Source organism: Sphingomonas sp., assembly GCF_051962185.1.
Lineage (GTDB): Bacteria > Pseudomonadota > Alphaproteobacteria > Sphingomonadales > Sphingomonadaceae > Sphingomonas.
Genome location: NZ_JBQCCN010000142.1, coordinates 12268 through 31716 on the forward strand (window position 1 = coordinate 12268; position 19449 = coordinate 31716).

Annotated in this window: 19 protein-coding genes; 12 read left to right on the plus strand and 7 right to left on the minus strand. The window is 66.0% G+C overall.

The genetic code is table 11. The features are described 5' to 3' along the window. Nucleotides 1–100: 100 nt before the first annotated feature. Complete coding sequence (gene xth / locus ACTHJR_RS08775) at nt 101–871, plus strand: exodeoxyribonuclease III (RefSeq protein WP_440522756.1); 771 nt, start codon at nt 101–103, stop codon at nt 869–871. Beyond that, nucleotides 871–1401 (plus strand): hypothetical protein, encoded by a 531-nt coding sequence (locus tag ACTHJR_RS08780; protein ID WP_440522758.1) that lies wholly within the window; start codon nt 871–873, stop codon nt 1399–1401. The genes xth and ACTHJR_RS08780 overlap by 1 nt, the downstream gene beginning before the upstream one ends. Nucleotides 1402–1407: 6 nt before the next feature. On the opposite strand, the gene ACTHJR_RS08785 is transcribed toward ACTHJR_RS08780, so the two are convergent. Both ACTHJR_RS08785 and ACTHJR_RS08790 read right to left on the minus strand, forming a co-directional pair. Continuing rightward, nucleotides 1408–3621 carry a hypothetical protein gene (locus tag ACTHJR_RS08785; RefSeq protein ID WP_440522759.1) on the minus strand — a complete coding sequence of 738 codons (2214 nt, stop codon included), beginning with the start codon at nt 3619–3621 and terminating at the stop codon, nt 1408–1410. Between the two features lie 3 nt (nt 3622–3624). Next, complete coding sequence (locus ACTHJR_RS08790) at nt 3625–3867, minus strand: hypothetical protein (protein ID WP_440522761.1); 243 nt, start codon at nt 3865–3867, stop codon at nt 3625–3627. A 158-nt stretch (nt 3868–4025) separates the two neighbouring features. Here ACTHJR_RS08790 and ACTHJR_RS08795 point away from each other — a divergent pair, with 158 nt between their 5' ends. After that, a complete protein-coding gene (locus tag ACTHJR_RS08795) occupies nt 4026–4241 on the plus strand; it encodes a hypothetical protein (RefSeq protein WP_440522762.1) in 216 nt (71 codons plus the stop codon). A 6-nt stretch (nt 4242–4247) separates the two neighbouring features. Here ACTHJR_RS08795 and ACTHJR_RS08800 read toward each other — a convergent pair whose 3' ends face one another. Both ACTHJR_RS08800 and ACTHJR_RS08805 read right to left on the minus strand, forming a co-directional pair. Further along, nucleotides 4248–4415: a hypothetical protein gene (locus ACTHJR_RS08800; protein ID WP_440522763.1), complete on the minus strand. Its 168-nt coding sequence runs from the start codon at nt 4413–4415 to the stop codon at nt 4248–4250. A gap of 80 nt (nt 4416–4495) precedes the next feature. After that, complete coding sequence (locus tag ACTHJR_RS08805; protein ID WP_440522764.1) at nt 4496–4990, minus strand: DUF892 family protein; 495 nt, start codon at nt 4988–4990, stop codon at nt 4496–4498. A 334-nt stretch (nt 4991–5324) separates the two neighbouring features. Here ACTHJR_RS08805 and gntA point away from each other — a divergent pair, with 334 nt between their 5' ends. From gntA to ACTHJR_RS08820, 3 genes are all read left to right on the plus strand, one after another. After that, nucleotides 5325–6011 (plus strand): guanitoxin biosynthesis heme-dependent pre-guanitoxin N-hydroxylase GntA, encoded by a 687-nt coding sequence (gene gntA, locus ACTHJR_RS08810; RefSeq protein WP_440522765.1) that lies wholly within the window; start codon nt 5325–5327, stop codon nt 6009–6011. Then, the gene (locus ACTHJR_RS08815; RefSeq protein WP_440522766.1) at nt 6008–6598 is read left to right on the plus strand and encodes a DUF1989 domain-containing protein; all 591 of its coding nucleotides are present in this window, start codon (nt 6008–6010) and stop codon (nt 6596–6598) included. Before gntA ends, ACTHJR_RS08815 begins: the two co-directional genes overlap by 4 nt. A 111-nt stretch (nt 6599–6709) precedes the next feature. Beyond that, the gene (locus tag ACTHJR_RS08820) at nt 6710–7318 is read left to right on the plus strand and encodes a DUF4142 domain-containing protein (protein WP_440522767.1); all 609 of its coding nucleotides are present in this window, start codon (nt 6710–6712) and stop codon (nt 7316–7318) included. Between the two features lie 127 nt (nt 7319–7445). Here ACTHJR_RS08820 and ACTHJR_RS08825 read toward each other — a convergent pair whose 3' ends face one another. Beyond that, nucleotides 7446–8495, minus strand: a complete 1050-nt coding sequence (locus tag ACTHJR_RS08825) for an alpha/beta hydrolase (protein ID WP_440522768.1) — start codon at nt 8493–8495, stop codon at nt 7446–7448. After that, nucleotides 8492–9739: an MFS transporter gene (locus ACTHJR_RS08830; protein ID WP_440522769.1), complete on the minus strand. Its 1248-nt coding sequence runs from the start codon at nt 9737–9739 to the stop codon at nt 8492–8494. Before ACTHJR_RS08830 ends, ACTHJR_RS08825 begins: the two co-directional genes overlap by 4 nt. Before the next feature lie 71 nt (nt 9740–9810). Between ACTHJR_RS08830 and ACTHJR_RS08835 the strand changes: the two genes are divergently transcribed. Further along, nucleotides 9811–10716 (plus strand): alpha/beta hydrolase, encoded by a 906-nt coding sequence (locus tag ACTHJR_RS08835; protein WP_440522770.1) that lies wholly within the window; start codon nt 9811–9813, stop codon nt 10714–10716. 24 nt (nt 10717–10740) lie between these two features. Next, a complete protein-coding gene (locus ACTHJR_RS08840) occupies nt 10741–11748 on the plus strand; it encodes a substrate-binding domain-containing protein (protein ID WP_440522771.1) in 1008 nt (335 codons plus the stop codon). Between the two features lie 51 nt (nt 11749–11799). Here ACTHJR_RS08840 and ACTHJR_RS08845 read toward each other — a convergent pair whose 3' ends face one another. Then, the gene (locus ACTHJR_RS08845; protein ID WP_440522772.1) at nt 11800–12732 is read right to left on the minus strand and encodes an alpha/beta hydrolase fold domain-containing protein; all 933 of its coding nucleotides are present in this window, start codon (nt 12730–12732) and stop codon (nt 11800–11802) included. A gap of 164 nt (nt 12733–12896) precedes the next feature. Here ACTHJR_RS08845 and ACTHJR_RS08850 point away from each other — a divergent pair, with 164 nt between their 5' ends. The 4 genes from ACTHJR_RS08850 to treF are packed head-to-tail and all read left to right on the plus strand — an operon-like array spanning nt 12897 to nt 19186. Further along, nucleotides 12897–15170, plus strand: coding sequence for a TonB-dependent receptor (locus ACTHJR_RS08850; RefSeq protein ID WP_440522788.1), 2274 nt, complete (start codon nt 12897–12899; stop codon nt 15168–15170). Continuing rightward, complete coding sequence (locus ACTHJR_RS08855) at nt 15167–16123, plus strand: alpha/beta hydrolase (RefSeq protein ID WP_440522773.1); 957 nt, start codon at nt 15167–15169, stop codon at nt 16121–16123. Before ACTHJR_RS08850 ends, ACTHJR_RS08855 begins: the two co-directional genes overlap by 4 nt. Then, nucleotides 16120–17715, plus strand: a complete 1596-nt coding sequence (locus tag ACTHJR_RS08860; protein WP_440522775.1) for an AMP-binding protein — start codon at nt 16120–16122, stop codon at nt 17713–17715. The genes ACTHJR_RS08855 and ACTHJR_RS08860 overlap by 4 nt, the downstream gene beginning before the upstream one ends. Beyond that, nucleotides 17693–19186 (plus strand): alpha,alpha-trehalase TreF, encoded by a 1494-nt coding sequence (gene treF / locus ACTHJR_RS08865; RefSeq protein ID WP_440522776.1) that lies wholly within the window; start codon nt 17693–17695, stop codon nt 19184–19186. Before ACTHJR_RS08860 ends, treF begins: the two co-directional genes overlap by 23 nt. The last annotated feature ends 263 nt before the right edge of the window (nt 19187–19449 follow it).

Genomic DNA, 19449 nt, shown 5'->3' on the forward strand with positions numbered 1-19449 from the left:
CTTCCCGAAGAGAACCGGTGATTCGGTGCGTTCGTTCCGGTCGTTCACCGCATTTCGACGACAAGCGGAACCCGAGCGCCGGGCACCGCTTTGGACGCAGATGAAGATCGCGACCTATAACGTGAATGGTGTCAACGGCCGCCTGCCGGTGCTGCTGCGCTGGTTGTCGGAGGATTTGCCCGACGTGGTGTGCCTTCAGGAATTGAAGGCGCCCGACGAGCGCTTCCCCTACGCGGCGATCGAGGAGCTCGGCTATCAAGCGATCTGGCACGGGCAGAAGAGCTGGAACGGCGTCGCGATCCTGAGCCGGGGCGGCGACATTCACGAAACGCGCCGCGGCCTGCCGGGCGAGGGGACGGACGAGCAGAGCCGCTATCTCGAGGCGGCGATCGACGGGATCATCGTCGCGTGCCTGTACCTGCCCAACGGCAATCCGCGGCCGGGGCCCAAATTCGACTATAAGTTGCGCTGGTTCGACCGGCTCGCGCGCCATGCGCGGTCACTGCTCGATGCCGGGATACCGGTGGTCATCGCCGGCGATTTCAACGTCATGCCGACCGAGCTCGACGTCTACAAACCCGAGCGCTGGCTCGACGATGCGCTATTCGCGCCCGAGGTCAGGCAGGCTTATGCCGAACTGGTCGCGCAAGGCTGGACCGATGCGCTGCGAACGCGCCATCCCGGCGAACATATCTACACGTTCTGGAAGTATTTTCGTGGCGCGTTCGAGCGTGATGCCGGGCTGCGCATCGACCATTTGCTGTTGAGTCCCGATGTGGCGGATCGCCTGGTCGATGCGCGGGTCGAGCGCCGGGTGCGAGGCTGGGAAAAGACCAGCGATCATGCGCCGGTCTGGATCGAGCTCGCCTGATGCCGCGCGCGCTCAAGGTTTATCGCACGCCGATCGGCTTTCACGACGCTTATGTCGCGGCGCCGAGCCAGAAGGCTGCGCTCGAGGCCTGGGGTGCGGATCGCAATCTGTTCGCGCGTGGCGATGCCGAACTGGTGACAGATCCGAAACTGACCAAGGCACCGCTGGCCGACCCGGGCAAGGTGATCCGCGTGGCGCGGGGATCGGCGGCCGAGCATCTCGCTGCCGCCGTGCCGAAGGGGGGCAAGAAGGCCGCGAGTGCCGACAAGCCCGCCAAGGCCGCTCGCAAGCGCAAGCCGCCGCCGCGCCCGAGCCGCGCCAGGCTCAATGCCGCGGAAAAGGCGATCGACGATCTGCGCGAGCGCCAGCGCGCCGCGTCCGAGGAATTGCGCCAGCGCGAGGAAAAACTGGAGAAGGAACGGCGCGCGCTCGAAAAGGAACAGGCTGGCGAGATCGCCAAGCTCGAACGCGTCCGCGATCGGGCGGAAGCGGCTTACGACCGTGCGCTCGAAAAGTGGCGGTTGACCTGACGCCGGTCAGTCCGCCGCTTCGTCCCACGACAGCACGATCCGGCCATAGGCGGGGACATCGAAATCGATCCGATCGTCCGTTTTGTGCCTGGCGCGCAGCACGTCGCCGTCGATCGTCGTCGCAATTGGCTCGACGAGCTGTCGCCGCTTCAGGCGGATCACGCTCAGCAAGGCGCGGCAGGTTTCGCCGCCATCGAGATGGATGCGGATCGAATTCGGGCCCGGCCGCTCGGTCGCGCGGACGAACTGGTTGCAGAACAACCGGAACGGTACGTCTTCGATGTCGTGGAAGCTGCGTGTCGCGAACACCATCGCGGCGCCCGCGCCGTAAATCTCCTGCCCGACCTGCCCGGCCGGCTGCCCGTCGGCATAGAGATCCTCGAGCGGGAAGGAGAGGTTGCGGGCGATGTGGCCGTTGCGCTGTTTCTCGGCCAGCACGTCCTTGGGCAAAGCGTCGGGATAATAATACCACGCCCGGTCGAGCGCATATTTGCAATATTCGGAGACCAACATGCGGATCGCGGGATCGAGTTCGGGCCCGCTGTCGGCGAGATAGCGTTCGAACGCGGCGAAGCTGTCGAAACATTCGTAGATCGCCATGTACGGCGCATCCATCAGACAGGTCGCGCCGAGGAAATTCTTGTAATGCCGCGCCGCCGCGATCCGCGATTCCCAGATTTCGCAATTGTGAAAAAAGCTCGCGAGATAGACGTAGCTTTGCTCGCGATAGGCGTCCTGGGTCGTGACTCGCCACAACCGCATGCAGGCCGCCGCGCCCCAGGCGGGCAGATTGGCATGGGAATTGAGGTTGAAGCGCATGCCCTTGGCGGCGTCGATCGCCGCGCGCGCCTCCCGCAGGAACCGCGCGTCGTTGGTCAGCGTGTGCGCCTCCAGCATGACATAGGCATAGAGGCCGCCGACATCGGTCTGGCCGCGATCGTCATTGGCGGTCGCGGTGATGATCGAGAAGTCGCGGACATCGTATTGGATCGGCCAGCGATAGTCGAAATGATGCGCTGCGCGGATGCCGAACTCGATCGCTTTCAGGAAGAGCGTTCGTGCGCGGCGGTCGCCGTCGCACGCCAGCTTCGCGAGGTTGAGCAGGGGGTGATAGAGATACCAGCTGTCGACGGCATATTTGTTCTTGTCGCGCCCGACATTGGGCAGATAGCGGCGCAAGGTCCCGAGTTTGGGATCGTAGAATTTCGAAATGCCGCCGCGAAATTCGGCTTCTAGCGGGTGCGGTTCGCCGCGCCAGCGACCCCAATCGTGCATCGCGGTCAACAGCGACATCTGCACCATGGAATCGGGATATTCGCTCGCGGTATAGGGGTGGGCGTAGCGGCGGCCATATTCCCTTACCGTTGCCTCGGGCGCGGTCGCGAGGTCGTGGAGCGTCCGCTCGCTGCGCTCGACCCAATCGCGGAACTCGGGTTCGGGGCGCTCGATCGCGCCGTACACCACGCCCAGCATCTGGACGAAATCGCGCGCGCCCTGCTCCTCGCTGCCTTCGCCGAGGTCGCGCATCACGATCAACGCGTCGGATAGCGCGACTTGGCGACCCGCTTCGAGCGGCTCGACCGGCGGCGTGGCGCTTTGCGGCGGGGTAGGGGGGAGGTAGCCCAGCTCCGGCCACTCGCCGCCGACGGCGCCGTCCGGCTTGGTCTTGGTGGCGAGGTAGTAATCGTTGAGCGCGGTCAGGTTCTGGAAATAGAGCACGGTCCCGAACGCCGGCTTGGCGAACCGGAACAGCAAGGCGCCGCTGTTCAGCCCACGCTGGGCCGCCTCGACATGACCGGCGGCCCCGGTCGGATCGTCGCGATCGTCGAGCGGGTAGAGGTCGCGCGGCAGGAACGGGATCAACAGCGATCGCGAGGGCGTCAACCATACCGAAATGCGCAACAGACGGGGTTCGTTATCCGCCATGGTCAGGGCGACGACGTGCTCGCCCATCGCGCTCGTTGTCCGAACGCGCAGGCGCTCGCCTGCTCCATGGCGCGCGACATGGCATTCGAACGGCCCGGCGAGATAGGCGCAACGGATCGCGAGCCCACCTTTGCCCTCGCGGCGAACGATCGCCCATAACGAATCCTGGCCGCAAATGCGTTCGACGCGCAGGTCGCCCATGTCGAACGCCGAGATCGGCTCCGGGGCATCGGCGAGCAGGTCGCGCAAGGCCAGCGCGTAGGGGCTGGCGGCCGGTGCGGTACGGTCGAGCATCGCTCAGCGATCCTCCTCGTCGTGGTCGTCCTTCCCTGCCTTGCCTGTCTCTTCGGCATAGACGCTGCCTGACGTCTGCTCGATCGTGACGTCGCGGCCCTCCACCTCCAACTCGCGCGACATTGTCGGCGCATCGGCTTCCTGGTCGCCGCTGCGTTCGCCCTTCATGCCGCCCTTCGACACCGGTTCCGGATTGTTCGGATCGGGCGTGCCGTAGAGATGCGGTCCGTCGTTCTTGTCGTCCATCATGATCTCCCGAGCGGTTGCCCGGGAAAACCGCCTGACCGCCCAACCGTTTCCGCGACGGGAAAGACTTTCTCGCTAACCTAGGTGAGCCTAGCTCCCGGGCCGGGAACGGTCTGCGCCGCACAACGCTTGTCGGAGGGCCATTGAAGGAGAGCCCCATGACCGATCGTCCCAACGCCGACGAAGGCGCCGATCCCAGCGATGACATCAGGAAGCAGAATCCCGGCGAAACCACGACGGCCGATCTCGCCGAGCAATCGTACAAGGACCCGTCGCGCGCGAACGAACCGGAACCGGTAGAGGACCGGCCCAATGTCGGCGAGGTCACACCGGACGACTATCCGAAAGACGATCGGGACGCGCAGACGCCGTGACGGGACTCAGTCGTTATCGGTGAACGACGTCTTGCGGCCGCCATCATCTTCGCCCGGGCCTTGATCGCGGTCGAGCGTGTCGGACGGGCGGCGCGCATCGCCGTCCTTCTGATGCTCGGTCGACAGATTGGGTGCGCGCGTCTCGCGCGTGGGCTTGATCGCCTTGTCGGTCATGGCTGGTCTCCACCTATCGGGTTGCTCGCGTCGACAACGATCGGGCCGCGACGACGTTCATCGCGACCAACCGTCGCGGATCACGCGCCGGGCGCGGTCGCAATCTCCTCGAGCAAGCCGCTCAGGTCCTTGTCCGCCGCCGCCTTTTCGTCCCGGCTGGCGACCAGATCGCCGGCGGCGGCGAGATCGAGCGATCGCGCCAGGGCGATCGCGGTCTCATAGCTTACGCGTTTGGCCTGAAGTCCTTTCCGCACCGCGCCGATCAAGGCGATGTCGAGCAGCCGGCCCGGCGCGCTCATCTCGGTGTCGCGCCGGGCGTCGTCGAGGATCGCGTTCAGCCAGATATTCTCCGCGCCGGCGACATCCGCGTCCAAGTCGTCGGCGGCGTTTTTCAACCGCTCGGCATGTTCCGCGCAGGCATTCCGATAGGCGGCCATTCGCGCGGCGAACCGCTTATCTTCTATGTGGTGGCCGATTCCGTCGAGCCGGGTGATCCAGGCGCGTTCGCCATCGTGGAGATCCTGCAGCGCCACGACGAGCAAGGCTTTGGGCGTGGACGTTTTCGAACTTGTCATACCCGGCGAACGCGGACCGGCGGCCGTTCGTTTCACCGGGCATCGCCAAAGCGTAAAAATCGCCTGAATCGTCCTGACCGAAGTTAGGAACGCCCCATTTACCGCAACTTGCCGCCGCAAGCCGCGTTTTCCCATCGTGTGATCCACGCCGGTTGCAAGACAGTCAGCAGGAGAACCGATGCCGCGGCGACCACCGAACTTGGGAATCCGGTCGCCCGGGCCGCTGGCTCCTTTGCTGCCTCAGGCCGTCACTTCCCGACATTGGAAAAGGGTGCGAGGCCGACCGGCGCGCGGTCGATCATGATGGTCAACAACGAAGAGAGCTGCTCGATACATGTTTCATTGGACCCACGACGCCCAGGAAAAATTGGAACGCAAATTGTTCGCCCATGTCGAGGCGCCGTCCTTTCCCTGTGTCGGCGCCAAGTCCGCGCTCGCGCATGGCAGGTTGACGGTCCTCGCCTGCGATCGCATCGACAGCGCCTGGGACGATTTGCGCATCCATGATGCGCTGTTGCGCTTCGCTCAGGCATATCGCGACGACCCCGCCTTGTTCCAGAGCTTCGCCGTTGTGTTCGATGGGCCGACCGACCTCGACGAGGAGGCGTTCGAGCGCGCCTTGTGGGATCGTGTCCAGTCGCTGCACGACAAGGATGTGTGGCGGGGCCAGGATTACGACCCGCGCGTCAGCCCGGATCCGGCCAATCCGCATTTCTCGCTGAGCTTCGGCGGCGAGGCGTTCTTCATCGTCGGCTTGCATCCCGATGCCAGCCGGCCAGCACGGAGGTTCGAGCGGCCGACGCTGGTGTTCAATCTCCATGACCAGTTCGAGCGGCTGCGCAGCGCGGGGAAATATGAGGGGTTGCGCGAGAAGATCCTGGTGCGTGACGATCGCCTTGCCGGGTCGCGCAATCCGATGCTCGCGCGGCACGGAGAGGTCAGCGAAGCGCGGCAATATTCGGGCCGCGCCGTCGAGCAGGATTGGGAACCGCCGTTCGAATATCGCGGGGACGCCGAGTGACCGGCGCCGTCTCGGTCATTCCCGAACGAAGCGGGACCGCCTTTCGCCTGGCGCGCGGCGCCACCCTGACCGTGATCGATCCGCGAGGCGAGCAAGTGGCCGATCTGCTCGCCTATAATGCGGACGACGTGGATGAGGCGATTTCGTCGGGCCGCACGCTCGATTATGCCGAAACCATCCGGCTGACGACCGGCCACACGCTCTATTCCAACCGCTCGCGCGCGATGCTGACGATCGTCGAGGACAGCGTCGGCTGTCACGATTTCCTGCTGACGCCGTGCTCGGTCGACACGTTCCGGCACTTCTATCCCGATTTGCCGCCGCATCGCGGGTGTTTCGGTAATCTCGCCGAGGCGTTGGCGCCCTATGGCATCGAACCGGACCGGATTCCGGTCGCGTTCAATTGCTTCATGAACGTTCCGGTCGACGGCCGGAACGGCAAGCTCAAGGTGTTGCCGCCGCTCAGCAAGGCGGGCGACCGGATCAGCTTTCGCGCCGAGATGGACCTCGTCATCGGTCTGACCGCCTGTTCGGCGCCCGATTCGAACGGCGGGTCATTCAAGCCGATCCACTATCGGGTCGATTGAGCGCGGGGCCGCGCCTATCTGCCTAACCTACATTATTCGGGCGGGTTGTGAGCGGAACCGGCGTCGCCGAGGCGGGGTTGGGATGGAACGATCGTACCAGGAAGACGAAGCATGACCCCCAGAACCTGTCTGCTGCTGGTCGCATCGGCCTGTCTCGTCGCGTCGTGCGGCGATCAGGGTCAGGGCGGCGTGCAGCGCGCCAACAGTTCCGATAGCGGTTATTCGCCGACGGCGCCGGCGATGAAGAGCGGCAATGTCGTCGGCGCGTTGCAGAACACGGCGTCGACCATGACGCCGTCCGCGCAGGACTTCGCCAATGCCGCCGCGGCCAGCGACGTTTTCGAGATCGAAAGCTCGAAGCTCGCGCTGACCAACGGGCAATCCTCGGCGGTCAAGGACTTCGCGCGCAAGATGATCGAGGCGCACACCCAATCGACCGCCAAGCTCAATAAGGCCGCCGCCTCGGTCGCGCCGACGGTCACTCCCGACACGACGCTGGCGCCCGACCAGCGGCAGAAGCTCGATCAGCTTCGCGCCAAGAAGGGCGCGGATTTCGACCAGCAATATGTCATCATCCAGCGCGACGCGCATCAGAGCGCGCTCGATGCGCTCAAGACCTATGCCGCCAAGGGCGACCAGCCGCCGCTGAACGCGTTCGCGAACGAGATGGTGCCGGTCGTCAGCCAGCATCTCGCGATGGCCAAACAGCTCACGCCATAGCGAGGAGTCCCCGACTTTCCGTTTTTGGAAGAATCGGGCGCCGAGCGTTGATGGTTGGCGCTTTGCGGCCCCGCGGTAGACGTGGTCGCGCGATCGTTGGGTGACGCGCGGCAGCCCGACGGCGCTCTCAACGTTTCGTCGTGACACGATCCTTGAGGAATCGCGCGATCAGGGCATTGGCCTGATCGGTTTCCGGAATATCCATATAGGCCCAGAAAGCGTGGGGCAGGCCGTCGAACACGACAAGGCGGGCGTCGACGCCTTTCTCGGTCCGCGCGCGGGCGAAGATCGCGGTCGCGCTCAACAGCATGTCGCGCGTGCTGCTGAGCAGCAGGGTCGGCGGGAAACGTGCGATATCGCCATGGATCGGCGACAGGATCGGGTCGTCCTTGCGCGTCTTGCCGATATAGTCGGCGACCACCGCGGTCAGCGTCGCGCCGCCATTGGGCAGCGGCATCCACGATTCCGAATCGCCGCTGCTTCCCATATCGGCGCTTCCCGAGAAGAAGCCGAGCGCCGCGGGCATCGGGCGATGGAGGCTGGTCAGCCGTGCCATCAATTGCGCGCCGAGGCAGGCGCCGGCCGACGTGCCGAACACCGCGATCCGATTGGCGCCGTGATCCCTTTCCAGCGCCTGATACACCGCAAGCGCATCGTCGACCGCCGCGGGATAGGGGTTCTCTGGGGCGAGGCGATACAGCACCGCCACGACCGGCAATCCGGTCAGTGCCGCGATCGGGATCGTCTCGGTCAGCGAGCCCGAATCGAGCGAGAAACCGCCGCCATGTAGGTCGAGCAGCACCGGCCCCTTGCCGAGCGTGGTGACGCCCTTGGGATAGACGATGCGCACCGGGACGCCGGCGATGGTCGTCGACTCGATCCGGACGGCGTAGCGTTTCTCGAGCGTCGCGCCGAAACTTGCCTGGGCGGCATCGGCGAATCTGCGCTGCATGGCGACGGGCGGCCAGACAGCGGGCGTCTGCATCTTGCCGATCGCGGTCATCATCGTCTTGGCTTCGGGGCTGAGCGTATCGGGCGCCGGCCAGGCGAGGATGTTACGTTCCGGCGGGCCAACGGGGGAGGGCGCGATCTGCGCGACCGCGGCCGTGCTCGCGACGCTCGCCAACAAGGCAATGCCGGCCCGGAGCGGGCGGCCGGGTACAGGCGTGATGCTCACAGATTCCCTCCCGAAGTGGACAGTGTGTCGTGATGCGCGTCGGTCACCAACGTCGCCGATCCCCGGCTCGGCCAGGCGAACGCGGTGCCGAGCGCCGCGAGCACGACCATCGCGAGATAGGCGACCGCGACGCCGTACGACCACAACAGGCCCGAGCCAGCGGTCGCCACCGCCAGCACGACGCCGAGCAGCACGGCGTTGACGCCCTGCGCGGCGGCACTCAGATCGTTCGGCACGCGAGCGGCGATGAGCAGCATGATGCCCAGGATCGCTCCCGCCGCGGTCGGCCCGTTGAGCAATTGCGCGACGATCAGCAGCGGCAGGCCCGGATTCATCGCCATGATCCCCCAGCGCAGCATCGCGGTGATCGCCGAGATGCAGATCAGCCAGCGCGGATCGCGTCGCCCGAGCAGTTTCGACCCGAAGATGAAGGCGAGGATTTCGGCGCTGACCGACAATGCCTGGAGCAAGCCGATCGCCTGGGTCGAGATACCGCGCGCGGTCCACTGGATCGCGCTGAAACTGGTCAGCACGCCGTGGCTGCCCATCACCAGCGACACCGCGATCATCCCCATCAACAGCGGGCGGTCGCGGAACACGTCGCGCCAGCGGCCACCGGACGCCTGGTCTTCGGCTGTGGCCAATTGGCGGTCGCGCGGCAGCAGCAGGGCGACGACCACCGGCGCGATCAGCAGTGCCGAGATCATCAACGGCAGTGCGTTGATGCCGGCATGACCGATCGCCCAACCGGCGGCGGCATTCGACGCCACCACGGCAATCGAGCCCCAGACGCGCAATCGCCCGAAATCGAGCGACCGGCTGCGCACCACCATCACCGCATAGGCGTCGGTAAGTACGGGAATCTGGTCCCATATGATCGACAGGACGATCACGATCGCGATCCGGCCGGCATGATCGGGGTGGCCGAGCAGCAACAGGACCACCGCCGCCGAGCCGAACGCGGTCAGCGCGATCGCGTCGCGCACGCGGCCGCGCCGTCCCGCCCAGGCCGAAAAGGGCGCCACGGTGAGCAATCGCAGGATCAGCGGGATCGCCATCAGCACGCCGATCTCGCTCGGCAAGGCGCCCGACTTGCTCAGCCACAGCGGCAAGAAAGCGAAGAAGCCGTAATGGATGTAGAGCGCGAGATAGAGTCCGGAGACGCCGATCGCGAGGCTGCGCCCGTCACGCGCCGATGCGACAGCCGCTGCCGGCTGCGGGCCCGTCGGCCTCGATAGATCCATCGCTCTCCCTCCGGTATTGCTTTCGACTCAAGTTTGAATGATATCGATGTCATTTGCAAGGAGGATGGATGATGCTCGACGCCGATATCGCCAAATTGGTCGGAGAACCGGCGCCGATGCCGCCGCTCAACCCGGAAACGATCCAGCTGCTGCGCGCCAATATGGCGGCGATGGCGCAGCATTTTTCGGGCCCCGACCTCGCCAGTGTCAGCGACCATGATGCCGACGGCGTGCCGGTGCGGCTCTACTTGCCGAGCACCGAGCGGCGGCTCCCGTTGCTGGTGTTTCTCCATGGTGGCGGCTGGATGTTCGGCGACCTCGAGACGCACGACGCCATGCACCGTCAGTTCGCACATCTCGGCGACTGCGCGGTGCTGGCGGTCGGCTATCGGCTGGCGCCCGAGCATCCGTTCCCCGCCGGCCTCGACGATTGCACTGCCGCTTTCGCCTGGGCGCGCCGCGAAGCGCAACGGCTGGGATGCGATCCGGACCGTATCGCGCTCGGCGGCGAAAGCGCCGGCGGCAATCTGACCGCGGCGCTCGCGCTGCGGCTGCGTGATGCCGGCGAGGCGCAGCCGCTGTTCCAGCTGATCGTCCACCCGGTCACCGATTTCACCTTGTCGACGCCGTCGATCGACACGGTCAGCGCGCCCGGTATTTCGCGCGACTATTTGAAGGACGTGTTGGCGTTCTACACCGGCGATCACGACCCGACCGACCCTCTGCTGTCGCCGATGCATGCGGCGCGGCTCGATGGGCTGGCGCAGGCGATCGTCCTCACCGCCTCCGAAGATCCGCTGCGCGACGATGGCGAGCAATACGCCGCGTTGCTCGCCCAGGCGGGGGTGGAGACGCTGGTCTGCCGGCTCCCGGGTCTGCCCCACGGCTTCCTGTTCCTGCCCTCGGCCATTCCGGCGGTGGCGCGTTCCTTTGACTTGATCGCGCGCTTGATCCGCCGCTACTTTGCGCAGGCGTGAGGGGCTTGCGATGAAATCTCAGCGATGAACAAGCCCGCCAAGCCGGGCGATCGGCCGACCATGGAAAAGGTCGCGGCGCTCGCCGGCGTCTCCACGATCACGGTGTCGCGCGCGTTGCGCGGCAGCGACCTCGTGCGGCCCGAATTGCGCGAGCGGATCACCAGGATCGCGAGCGAGGCGGGCTATCGCATGAACGTCGCCGCGCGCAGCCTGCGCACGCGGCGGACCCAGACGATCGCGGTGGTGATCGAGCAGCTCGCCCGCGGCGACCGCCCGATCACCGACCCGTTGCTGCTCGCGATGATCGGCGGCCTGCTCGAAGTGCTGACGCCGGCCGATCACGCGATGCTGCTGACAACCAACGACCATTTCCTCGAATCGAACGCGATCGGCGCCGACGGCGTGGTCGTGCTCGGCCAGGGTGAGGGCGGCGAATGCCTCAAGCAGGTCGCCGCTTTCGGCTTGCCGCTGGTCGGCTGGGGCGAGCCGGTACCCGGGCTCAACGTGCCGGTGATCGGCAGCGACAATCGCCAGGGCGGGCGGCTGGCGGCCGAACATCTGATCGCGTCGGGCCGCAAGCGGCTGCTGTTCCTCGGCGACGCGCAACACCCCGAAGTCGCTAGCCGCCTCGACGGCGTGCGCGAGGTATTGGCGGCGAGCGAGGCCGCGCTGGCCAGCGTCATTCCTTGCGCCTTCTCGATCGAGGCGGGCGTCCGCGCGGTAGAGGCTGCGCTCGACACGCAGACGCGGTTCGACGCGATCATCGCGGTCAGCGACTTCATCGCGGCGGGCGCTTGCGACGCGCTGATGGAACGCGACATCGCGGTTCCCCGCGACGTGGCGATCGTCGGGTTCGACGACACGCCGATCGCGACCACGCATCGCCCCTCGCTGACCTCGGTCCGCCAGGACGCGGCGGGGGCAGGGGGCGCGCTCGGTCAGGCCATCCTGGCGATCCTCGACAATGCCGAATCGGTGCCGGTCGCCGCAGCATTGCCGGTCGAGCTCGTCGTGCGCGAAAGCAGCGGCTGAGATCCAAATCCTCCCTGCGCGAAGCGTGGGGAGGATTTAGCGCGGCTCGACTCAGGCCAAATACCTGTCGAAAAATCGCGCCAGCGCCGCGAAGGTCTCGCGCGCTTCGGGCATCGTGGTCGCCATGTGATGCGCGTGCCACATGCCCTCGAAATAGAGCAATTGCGCTTCAACTCCGGCGGCGAGCAGACGGCGGTGCATCACCGTGACCGAGCTGGCGAAGAAGTCGCGCGTGCCGGTGACCAGCAGGCTGGGCGGAAACTTCGCCAGCATGTCGGGATGCTCCCCGGGAAAAGCCAGGGGGTCGCCGGCGTCGACGCCGGTGAAATAGGCGGACATCGTCCTGAACGAAGTGCCCGCCTGATCGGGCATTCCGAGAAGCGCCGGCGCGGTCGATAGCGAATCGCCGCCGAGTTCCAGCCCGGTGCCGTGCAGCATCGCGATCGCGCCCGGCAGCGCGACGCCGTCGGCGACCATCCGCGCGACCGATTGCGCGGTGAGGGCGCCCCCGGCCGAGCAGCCGTACACGCCGATGCTCGCTGCTGGGAGCCGCTCCAGCACCGCCCTATAGACGGCCAGCACATCGTTCACCGCTGCCGGGAAGATGTGTTCGGGCGCAAGCTCGTAGTCGATCGCAATCACTCGCGTCCGCGCCGTAGCCGCCACGGGGACGGCCTCCAGCAATGCGCCGGCGCCTGCACCCCACATGAAGGCGCCGCCATGGAGGCAAAGCAACAGGCGCTGCTCGTTCGCCGGCTCGCGTGGCTCGACGCGATAGACCTTCACTCCGGCGATCTCTTCTTCCGCGACGTCGACCGAATAGGCCGCGAGTGCGGTGTCGAGATGTCGGCGGTTGAACGCGTCATAATGAACGCGAAGCGCGGCGATATCGCCAGCCGGCGCTGGAGGTGTCGCTGCCTCGGCGCGAAACGTCGCCGCAGCCTCGTCGCTCACCCATGGCGCGAATCGCACGGCATCAACCATCGCGTCCCTCTCATTTTTGCTATCGATAGCAGCATGACAGCTCGTCTTGGATAATAGGCCTTGATCAGCCCCGCGCAAGTCGTATTGACATCGATAACATCGCGAGGTAGTTGGCCGTCAATCCTATAGAGAAGCGCTATATTCGGGAGGGGAAAGTGAAGACCATGCGTTCGGCATTTGTGTTGGCACTGGCCGCCAGCAGCAGCCTCATTCCGGCGGCGGCATTCGCCCAGACTGCGCCGGGGACGGAGCCGGCGGACGCCTCGGCCTCGCCGGCGGCCACCGATTCGTCCGATGGCCTCAAGGACATCGTCGTCACGGCGCGGCGTCGCGCGGAAAACCTGCAGGACGTACCGCTGGCGGTTACCGCCTTTTCGCCGGAAGCGCTTGCGCAAAAGGGGATCACCGATCGTACCTCGCTGGACGACAACACCCCGTCGCTATTCACGATCAATGGCGGCTATCCGCGCGAATATGCGTTCTTCGCGTTGCGCGGGCAGGGGCCGGCGTTCGGCTCGACGCCTGGTGTCGTCAATTATTTCGCCGAGGTGCCGAATGCCGTCGGCATCGATGGGCGGGTCGGAAGCTATTACGATCTCGCCAGCGTCCAGGTGCTTGCGGGACCGCAGGGTAGTTTGTTCGGCAAGAACGCCACGGGCGGCAACATCCTGTTCGAGCCCATGAAGCCGCAGGACCGCTTCGAGGGATACATGCGGGGCGAGGTCGGCAATTACGACGACCGCCGTGTCGAAGGCGCACTCAACACGCCGATCGTGCCCGGGAAGGTTCTTCTGCGCATCGCCGGCGAAGTTGGCCGGCGCGACGGCTATACGATCGATGTCGGCCCGAATTTTCCCGGCAAGCACTACGACAATCTGAAGTACGAGAGCTTTCGCTTCGGTCTGACGTTGCGGCCGGTCGATGGGCTCGAGCTCTATACCGTGGTGCGCTACTACCATTCGGACACCAATGGCGGCGGCACCGTACTCGACGCGCTCAATCCCGCGCTGACGCCGATCATCGGCTTGTTCTATCCGGACGTCGCCACCCAAGTCGCCGCGCAACAGGCGCGGGGACCGCGCCGGGTATCCTATGACCTCAACCAATTTTCCGAGACGACCTATTGGCAGGCGATCAATCAGGCGACGATCGACCTGACCGATCAGATCAAGCTGCGCAACATCATCAGCTATTCCGAATTCCGCAACAGGTATACCTACGATTATGACGCGTCTCCGCTGCCGCTGGCGGGGCAGTCGAGCCGCAATTTCGACACCACTGCGCCGAACTATTTCACCGAAGAACTGCAGTTGCAGGGCACCGCCTTCAATCGCGCGCTGACCTTCTCCGCCGGCGGCTATCTCGACCGTCAGACGACCCGCGATCCCGCGGGGATCGAGCAATATTATTCCTTCCCGATCGGCACGCTGATTCCGCCGATCGCGGCAACTTTCTCGCAGGCCAATCGCAGCGAGGCGATTTTCGGTCAGGCGACCCTCGATCTCGGTAAGGTCACACCGGCGTTGACCGGCCTCAGCGTGACCGGCGGCCTGCGCTATACCTGGGAGCACAGCTTCGTTTCGACCATGATCATCGCGCCGCCTGCGGTGACCGGAACGGCCGACAGCCGATATCCCAGCTACACCGCGACGCTGGATTATGACTTCGCCAAGGGCGTCCACGCCTATGTGACGGCTCGCGACGCGTACAAGTCGGGCGGCGTCAACGGACCGGTCCCGGTCGGTTCGAGCTTCCGCACCTTCCCGCCGGAACGGTTGTCGGACATCGAAGTCGGGCTCAAGTCGCAATTCGCCTTGGGCGGCGTTCAAGTGCGGGCGAACATCGCCGCCTATCGCGGACTCTATGACAACATTCAGCGCACCACGACGGAAATCGTCCAGGGGGTCGCGCTGAACGTCACGCGCAGCGCCGCCAAGGGCAAGATCCAGGGTGTCGAATTCAACGGCGCGATCGTGCCGGTGCACGGTCTGACCTTGACGGGCAGCTATTCGTATATCGACGCGAAATACACGTCCGTGACCGATGCGAGCGCCGGCGCCATCCTGAACGGCGCACCGTTCCCGTTCACGCCCAAGCATAAATTCTCGGTCGGCGCTTCGTACGAGACGGCCTTGGGCGACGTGGGTAAGCTGGTTTTGGCGACGAACTACGTTCGCCAGACCAAGGTTTCCACCGCGCAGACCAACTCGTCCTTCTATAATTTTCTTCCGGCCTATGGGCTGCTCAACGCCAATATCGATCTTCGCAATATAGGCGGTCGGCCGCTCGACATCGGCATTTTCGCGACGAACCTGACCAACAAGACCGTCCCGGTCGGCGTGTTGGATCAATATGCCGGTTTCCCGGGGTTCGTCGGCCTCACGTACAATGAGCCGCGCATATATGGGCTCCGCGTCGCCTATCATTTCGGTCAGTGACCGCTGTGAAGCAGCAACCGCCCTTCGCCATGACCGTCAGCGCGGAAGCGCGGGCGGTCATGACGCCGATGCTGACGGCGCCGCCCGCGCCGGAGATGACGGCGGCGCTGATGCGCAACCCGATCACGCGAAAGGCGATCCGCGCCTCGGCGGCCAATCATCTGAAGCCGCTAAACAAGGGGCGGGCGAAGCGGTTCGGCGTGGATGTCGGCAAGGGCGTCATGGCCGGCGTGCCGGTCAGGCTGGTGCGGCGGCAGGGGATCGATGCGGACGCCGACAAGCGCCTGCTGATCAATTTCCATGGCGGCGGCTTCATGGTCGATTCGGGGTCGCTGACCGAGACCATCCCGATCGCCGGGCTGACCGGCATCCCGGTGGTGTCGGTGATGTACCGCATGGCGCCCGAGCATCCGTTTCCGGCGGCGGTGGATGATGCGCTGGCGGTCTATGTCGAGGCGTTATCGCAGCGGGCGCCGACGTCGATCGGGATTTACGGCACATCTGCGGGCGCCGTCCTGACGTTGCAATTGCTGGCGAGGATCAAGGCGGAAGGACTGCCGATGCCGGTCGCCGGCGGCTTCTTTTCCGGATCGGGCGACCTCGCGCTGACGAGTGACTGCGAGGGATTCCTGCCGTCGATCATGGGATCGCGGACCGCGCCGGAGACCTTGGCGGACTATGCCGCCGGGACCGAGCGGACCGATCCGTTGCTGTCGCCGATCTATGGCGATCTGTCGGGCCTGCCGCCGATGATGCTGATGACCAGCACGCGCGATCAGTTGCTGAGCCAGACGGTGCTTGCCGACCTCGCGCTGCGCCGCGCCGGGGTGCCGGTCGACCTCCGGGTCTATGAAGGGATGATGCATGCCTTCTGGGCCTGGATCGAATGTCCCGAGACCGATGTCGCGCTGGCGGCGCAGGCCGACTTCTTCTCGGAGCATGTCCGCGCGTGAACGAGGGGCTTTCCTATACCAGGGGGCCATCAGAGCCGCCGATCCCGGCGGGCACGATCGGCGATTGGCTGGATCATGCCGTCCGGGACTTTGGCGATCGCCCTGCGCTCGTCATTCCCTGGCAAGGAGTGCGGTGGAGCTGGACTGAGTTCGCCGACAAGGTCGACGCGTTGGCGCGCGGGCTCGAGAGCCTCGGCATCGAGGCTGGCGACAGGGTCGGCATCTGCGCGCCCAATTGCGTCGAATGGGTGCTGACCCAGCTCGCTACCGCGCGGATCGGCGCGATCCTCGTCTCGATCAATCCCGCCTATCGCACGCACGAACTGCGCCATGCATTGCGCTTGACCGGCATGGGCGCGCTGGTGACGGCGGCCCGGTTCAAGACCTCGGACTATCTCGGGATGCTTGCCGAACTGGCGCCCGAACTGCCCGACCTCCAGCATGTCATCGAAATCGGCGGCAGTGGTGAAGCGGGGCGGATAGCGTTCGACTCATTGCTTCTTCCGGGCGGTCCAATCCGCGGTGCGCTCGACGAGAACCAGCCGATCAATATCCAGTTCACCAGCGGCACCACCGGCGCGCCCAAGGGCGCCACGCTTAGTCACCGCAACCTGCTGCACAATGCCGCCTGCGCGGCCACGGGGATGCGGCTGGGGCCTGACGACAAGCTCTGCATCCCGGTGCCGCTCTACCATTGCTTCGGCATGGTGCTGGGCGTGTTGGTCTGCCTGGTCAGCGGCGCCGCGATGGTCTTTCCGGGCCAGAGTTTCGATGCGGAAACGGTGCTAAGCTGCGTGGCCCAGGAACGCTGCACCGCGCTCCACGGCGTGCCGACCATGTTCCTGGCGATGCTCGATCATCCCGAGCTGGTGCGCTTCGACCTGTCGACCCTCCGCACCGGCATCGCCGCCGGCGCGCCTTGCCCGCCGGCGATGATGCGGCGGATGATCGCCGACATGAACCTGGCCGACATCACCATCGGCTATGGCATGACCGAGACCAGCCCGCTCAGTACCCAGACGCGGCCGGGCGCCGATCTGGAAACGCGCACCGACACGGTCGGCCAGATGCTGCCGCATTTCGAGGGGCGGGTGATCGATGCCGCCGGCGAGCTCGTGCCGCTCGGCGTTCCGGGCGAATATTGCTCGCGCGGGCCCGGCGTGATGCTCGGTTACTGGAACCAGTCCGACGCCACCGCAGCGGCGATCCGCGACGGCTGGATGCATAGTGGCGACCTCGCGACGATCGACGCGCAGGGGCGCGTGCGGATCGTCGGCCGCATCAAGGACATGATCATCCGCGGCGGCGAGAACATCTATCCGGCCGAGATCGAAGCCTTCCTGCTGTCGCATCCGGCGATCGCCGACGTCGCGGTGTTCGGCATTCCCGATGATCGCTTCGGCGAGCGCGTATGCGCCTGGGTGCGCACCCGCGAATCGGTCGAGCCCGAGGCGATCGTCGCCTGGTGCGGCGGCAAGATCGCGCACCACAAGGTGCCGGCACTGGTCCGGGTTGTCGACGCCTTTCCGATGACGGTGACCGGCAAGATTCAGAAATTCGTGATGCGCGATGCCGAAACGCAAGCCCGCTGAGCCGACGCCCGCCGAGCTGTTCGGGCCGTTGTTCGCCCGGGTGCAGGAGCGCGGCATCCTGACCGATGGCAAGACCTTCGTCGACGCGGTGCCGCGGCGTCCGGTCGACGAGATCATGGCCGACTTCGCGCGACTGGGCGACGGCGACGAGGCGCTGCGACGCTTCGTCCATGCCAATTTCGACTTGCCGCCCTCGGTCGCGCCGATCGTGCCGAGCGTTCCGGTCCTGCCGCTCCGCGCGCAGATCCGCTCGACCTGGGCGAGCCTGGCGCGCGACCCCGAATCGGGTGCGGACAATTCCTCGGCGCTGCCGGTCGGGCACCGTCACGTCGTTCCCGGCGGGCGCTTCCGCGAGATCTATTATTGGGACAGCTTCTTCACGATGCTGGGGCTGGTGCGCGACGGCGAGACCGCGCTCGCCACGGGCATCGTCGATGCGATGACCGACCTGATCGAGGATCACGGCCACGTGCCCAACGGCGCGCGGACCTATTATCTCGGACGGTCGCAACCGCCGCTGTTCCACATGATGGTCACATTGCTCGACGACCGGCGGCCGGACGTGGCGGCGCGCCGGCTCGCGGCGATGAAGCGTGAACATGCTTGGTGGATGGACGGCGCCGACGATCTCGCGCGGGGCACCCAGGCTGGCCATGTCGCCAGGCTCGCCGACGGCAGCCTGCTCAATCGCTATTGGGATCCGCGCACGACCCCGCGCGACGAGAGCTGGCGCGAGGATGTCGAAACCGCGATCGCCAGCGGGCGACCGGCGAAAGACGTCTATCGCGACCTGCGCGCCGGTGCGGAAAGCGGCTGGGATTTTTCGTCGCGCTGGCTGGGCGGCGATGAGCTGTCTTCGATCCGCACGACCTGGATCGCGCCGGTCGATCTCAACGCGTTCCTGTTCGGGCTGGAAAGTGCGATCGCCGCCGGTGGCGACCGCGATGCCGCTCTCTACGCGGCGCATGCGGAGCGACGTCGCGTGGCGATGCACGCGCACATGTGGAACAGCCGCGAGAATTGCTTCACGGACTATGATCTGGAACGGGGCGCGGTTCGCCCGGGCGCGACCGCTGCCGCGCTCGCGCCGTTGGTCGCGGGGGTCGCGACCCAACAGCAAGCCGACGCGACGGCGGCGTTCACCGAAGCAAGGCTGCTCGCCGCGGGCGGCCTGCGCACCACCTTGGTCCGGAGCGAGCAGCAATGGGATCGCCCCAACGGCTGGGCGCCGCTGCAATGGATCGCTGTGGCGGGGCTGCGCCGTTACGGCCACGATCGGCTGGCGGACGAGATCGCGCGGCGCTGGATCGCGACCGTCGAGACGACCTATCGGCACACCGGGCTGCTATTCGAGAAATACGATGTCGAGCATCCCGCGATCGGCATGGGCGGCGAATATGCGCCGCAGATCGGGTTCGGCTGGACCAACGGCGTGACCGCCGACCTCATCGACCAGAGCGGAGGCGGTTAACCAGCCGGGCGCGATTGCGCTCTTCGCAACTGGCGCCGAGAGTCTATGGTCGGCACGACCGACGAGGCCCGAGCCGTGCAATTGCGCTTCCACGAATATTCAATCGCTCTGGCCGATCAGCGCCATTTCGCCCGCGCCGCCGCGCGCCGCCACGTCTTTCAGCCAACGCGGCCGGGAGGTCGCGCGCTATTGTCGCACGCTCGACGGAGGATCGCGAGGCGGGCGACGTTGGGTCGGTGTCGAGATGATCGTCCTGCCGAGCG

Coding starts and splice junctions, on each gene's coding strand:
- xth (WP_440522756.1), top strand. CDS start 101: ATGAAGATCGCGACCTATAACGTGAATGGTGTCAACGGCCGCCTGCCG.
- ACTHJR_RS08780 (WP_440522758.1), top strand. CDS start 871: ATGCCGCGCGCGCTCAAGGTTTATCGCACGCCGATCGGCTTTCACGAC.
- ACTHJR_RS08785 (WP_440522759.1), bottom strand. CDS start 3,621: ATGCTCGACCGTACCGCACCGGCCGCCAGCCCCTACGCGCTGGCCTTG.
- ACTHJR_RS08790 (WP_440522761.1), bottom strand. CDS start 3,867: ATGGACGACAAGAACGACGGACCGCATCTCTACGGCACGCCCGATCCG.
- ACTHJR_RS08795 (WP_440522762.1), top strand. CDS start 4,026: ATGACCGATCGTCCCAACGCCGACGAAGGCGCCGATCCCAGCGATGAC.
- ACTHJR_RS08800 (WP_440522763.1), bottom strand. CDS start 4,415: ATGACCGACAAGGCGATCAAGCCCACGCGCGAGACGCGCGCACCCAAT.
- ACTHJR_RS08805 (WP_440522764.1), bottom strand. CDS start 4,990: ATGACAAGTTCGAAAACGTCCACGCCCAAAGCCTTGCTCGTCGTGGCG.
- gntA (WP_440522765.1), top strand. CDS start 5,325: ATGTTTCATTGGACCCACGACGCCCAGGAAAAATTGGAACGCAAATTG.
- ACTHJR_RS08820 (WP_440522767.1), top strand. CDS start 6,710: ATGACCCCCAGAACCTGTCTGCTGCTGGTCGCATCGGCCTGTCTCGTC.
- ACTHJR_RS08830 (WP_440522769.1), bottom strand. CDS start 9,739: ATGGATCTATCGAGGCCGACGGGCCCGCAGCCGGCAGCGGCTGTCGCA.
- ACTHJR_RS08835 (WP_440522770.1), top strand. CDS start 9,811: ATGCTCGACGCCGATATCGCCAAATTGGTCGGAGAACCGGCGCCGATG.
- ACTHJR_RS08840 (WP_440522771.1), top strand. CDS start 10,741: ATGAACAAGCCCGCCAAGCCGGGCGATCGGCCGACCATGGAAAAGGTC.
- ACTHJR_RS08845 (WP_440522772.1), bottom strand. CDS start 12,732: ATGGTTGATGCCGTGCGATTCGCGCCATGGGTGAGCGACGAGGCTGCG.
- ACTHJR_RS08850 (WP_440522788.1), top strand. CDS start 12,897: ATGCGTTCGGCATTTGTGTTGGCACTGGCCGCCAGCAGCAGCCTCATT.
- treF (WP_440522776.1), top strand. CDS start 17,693: ATGCCGAAACGCAAGCCCGCTGAGCCGACGCCCGCCGAGCTGTTCGGG.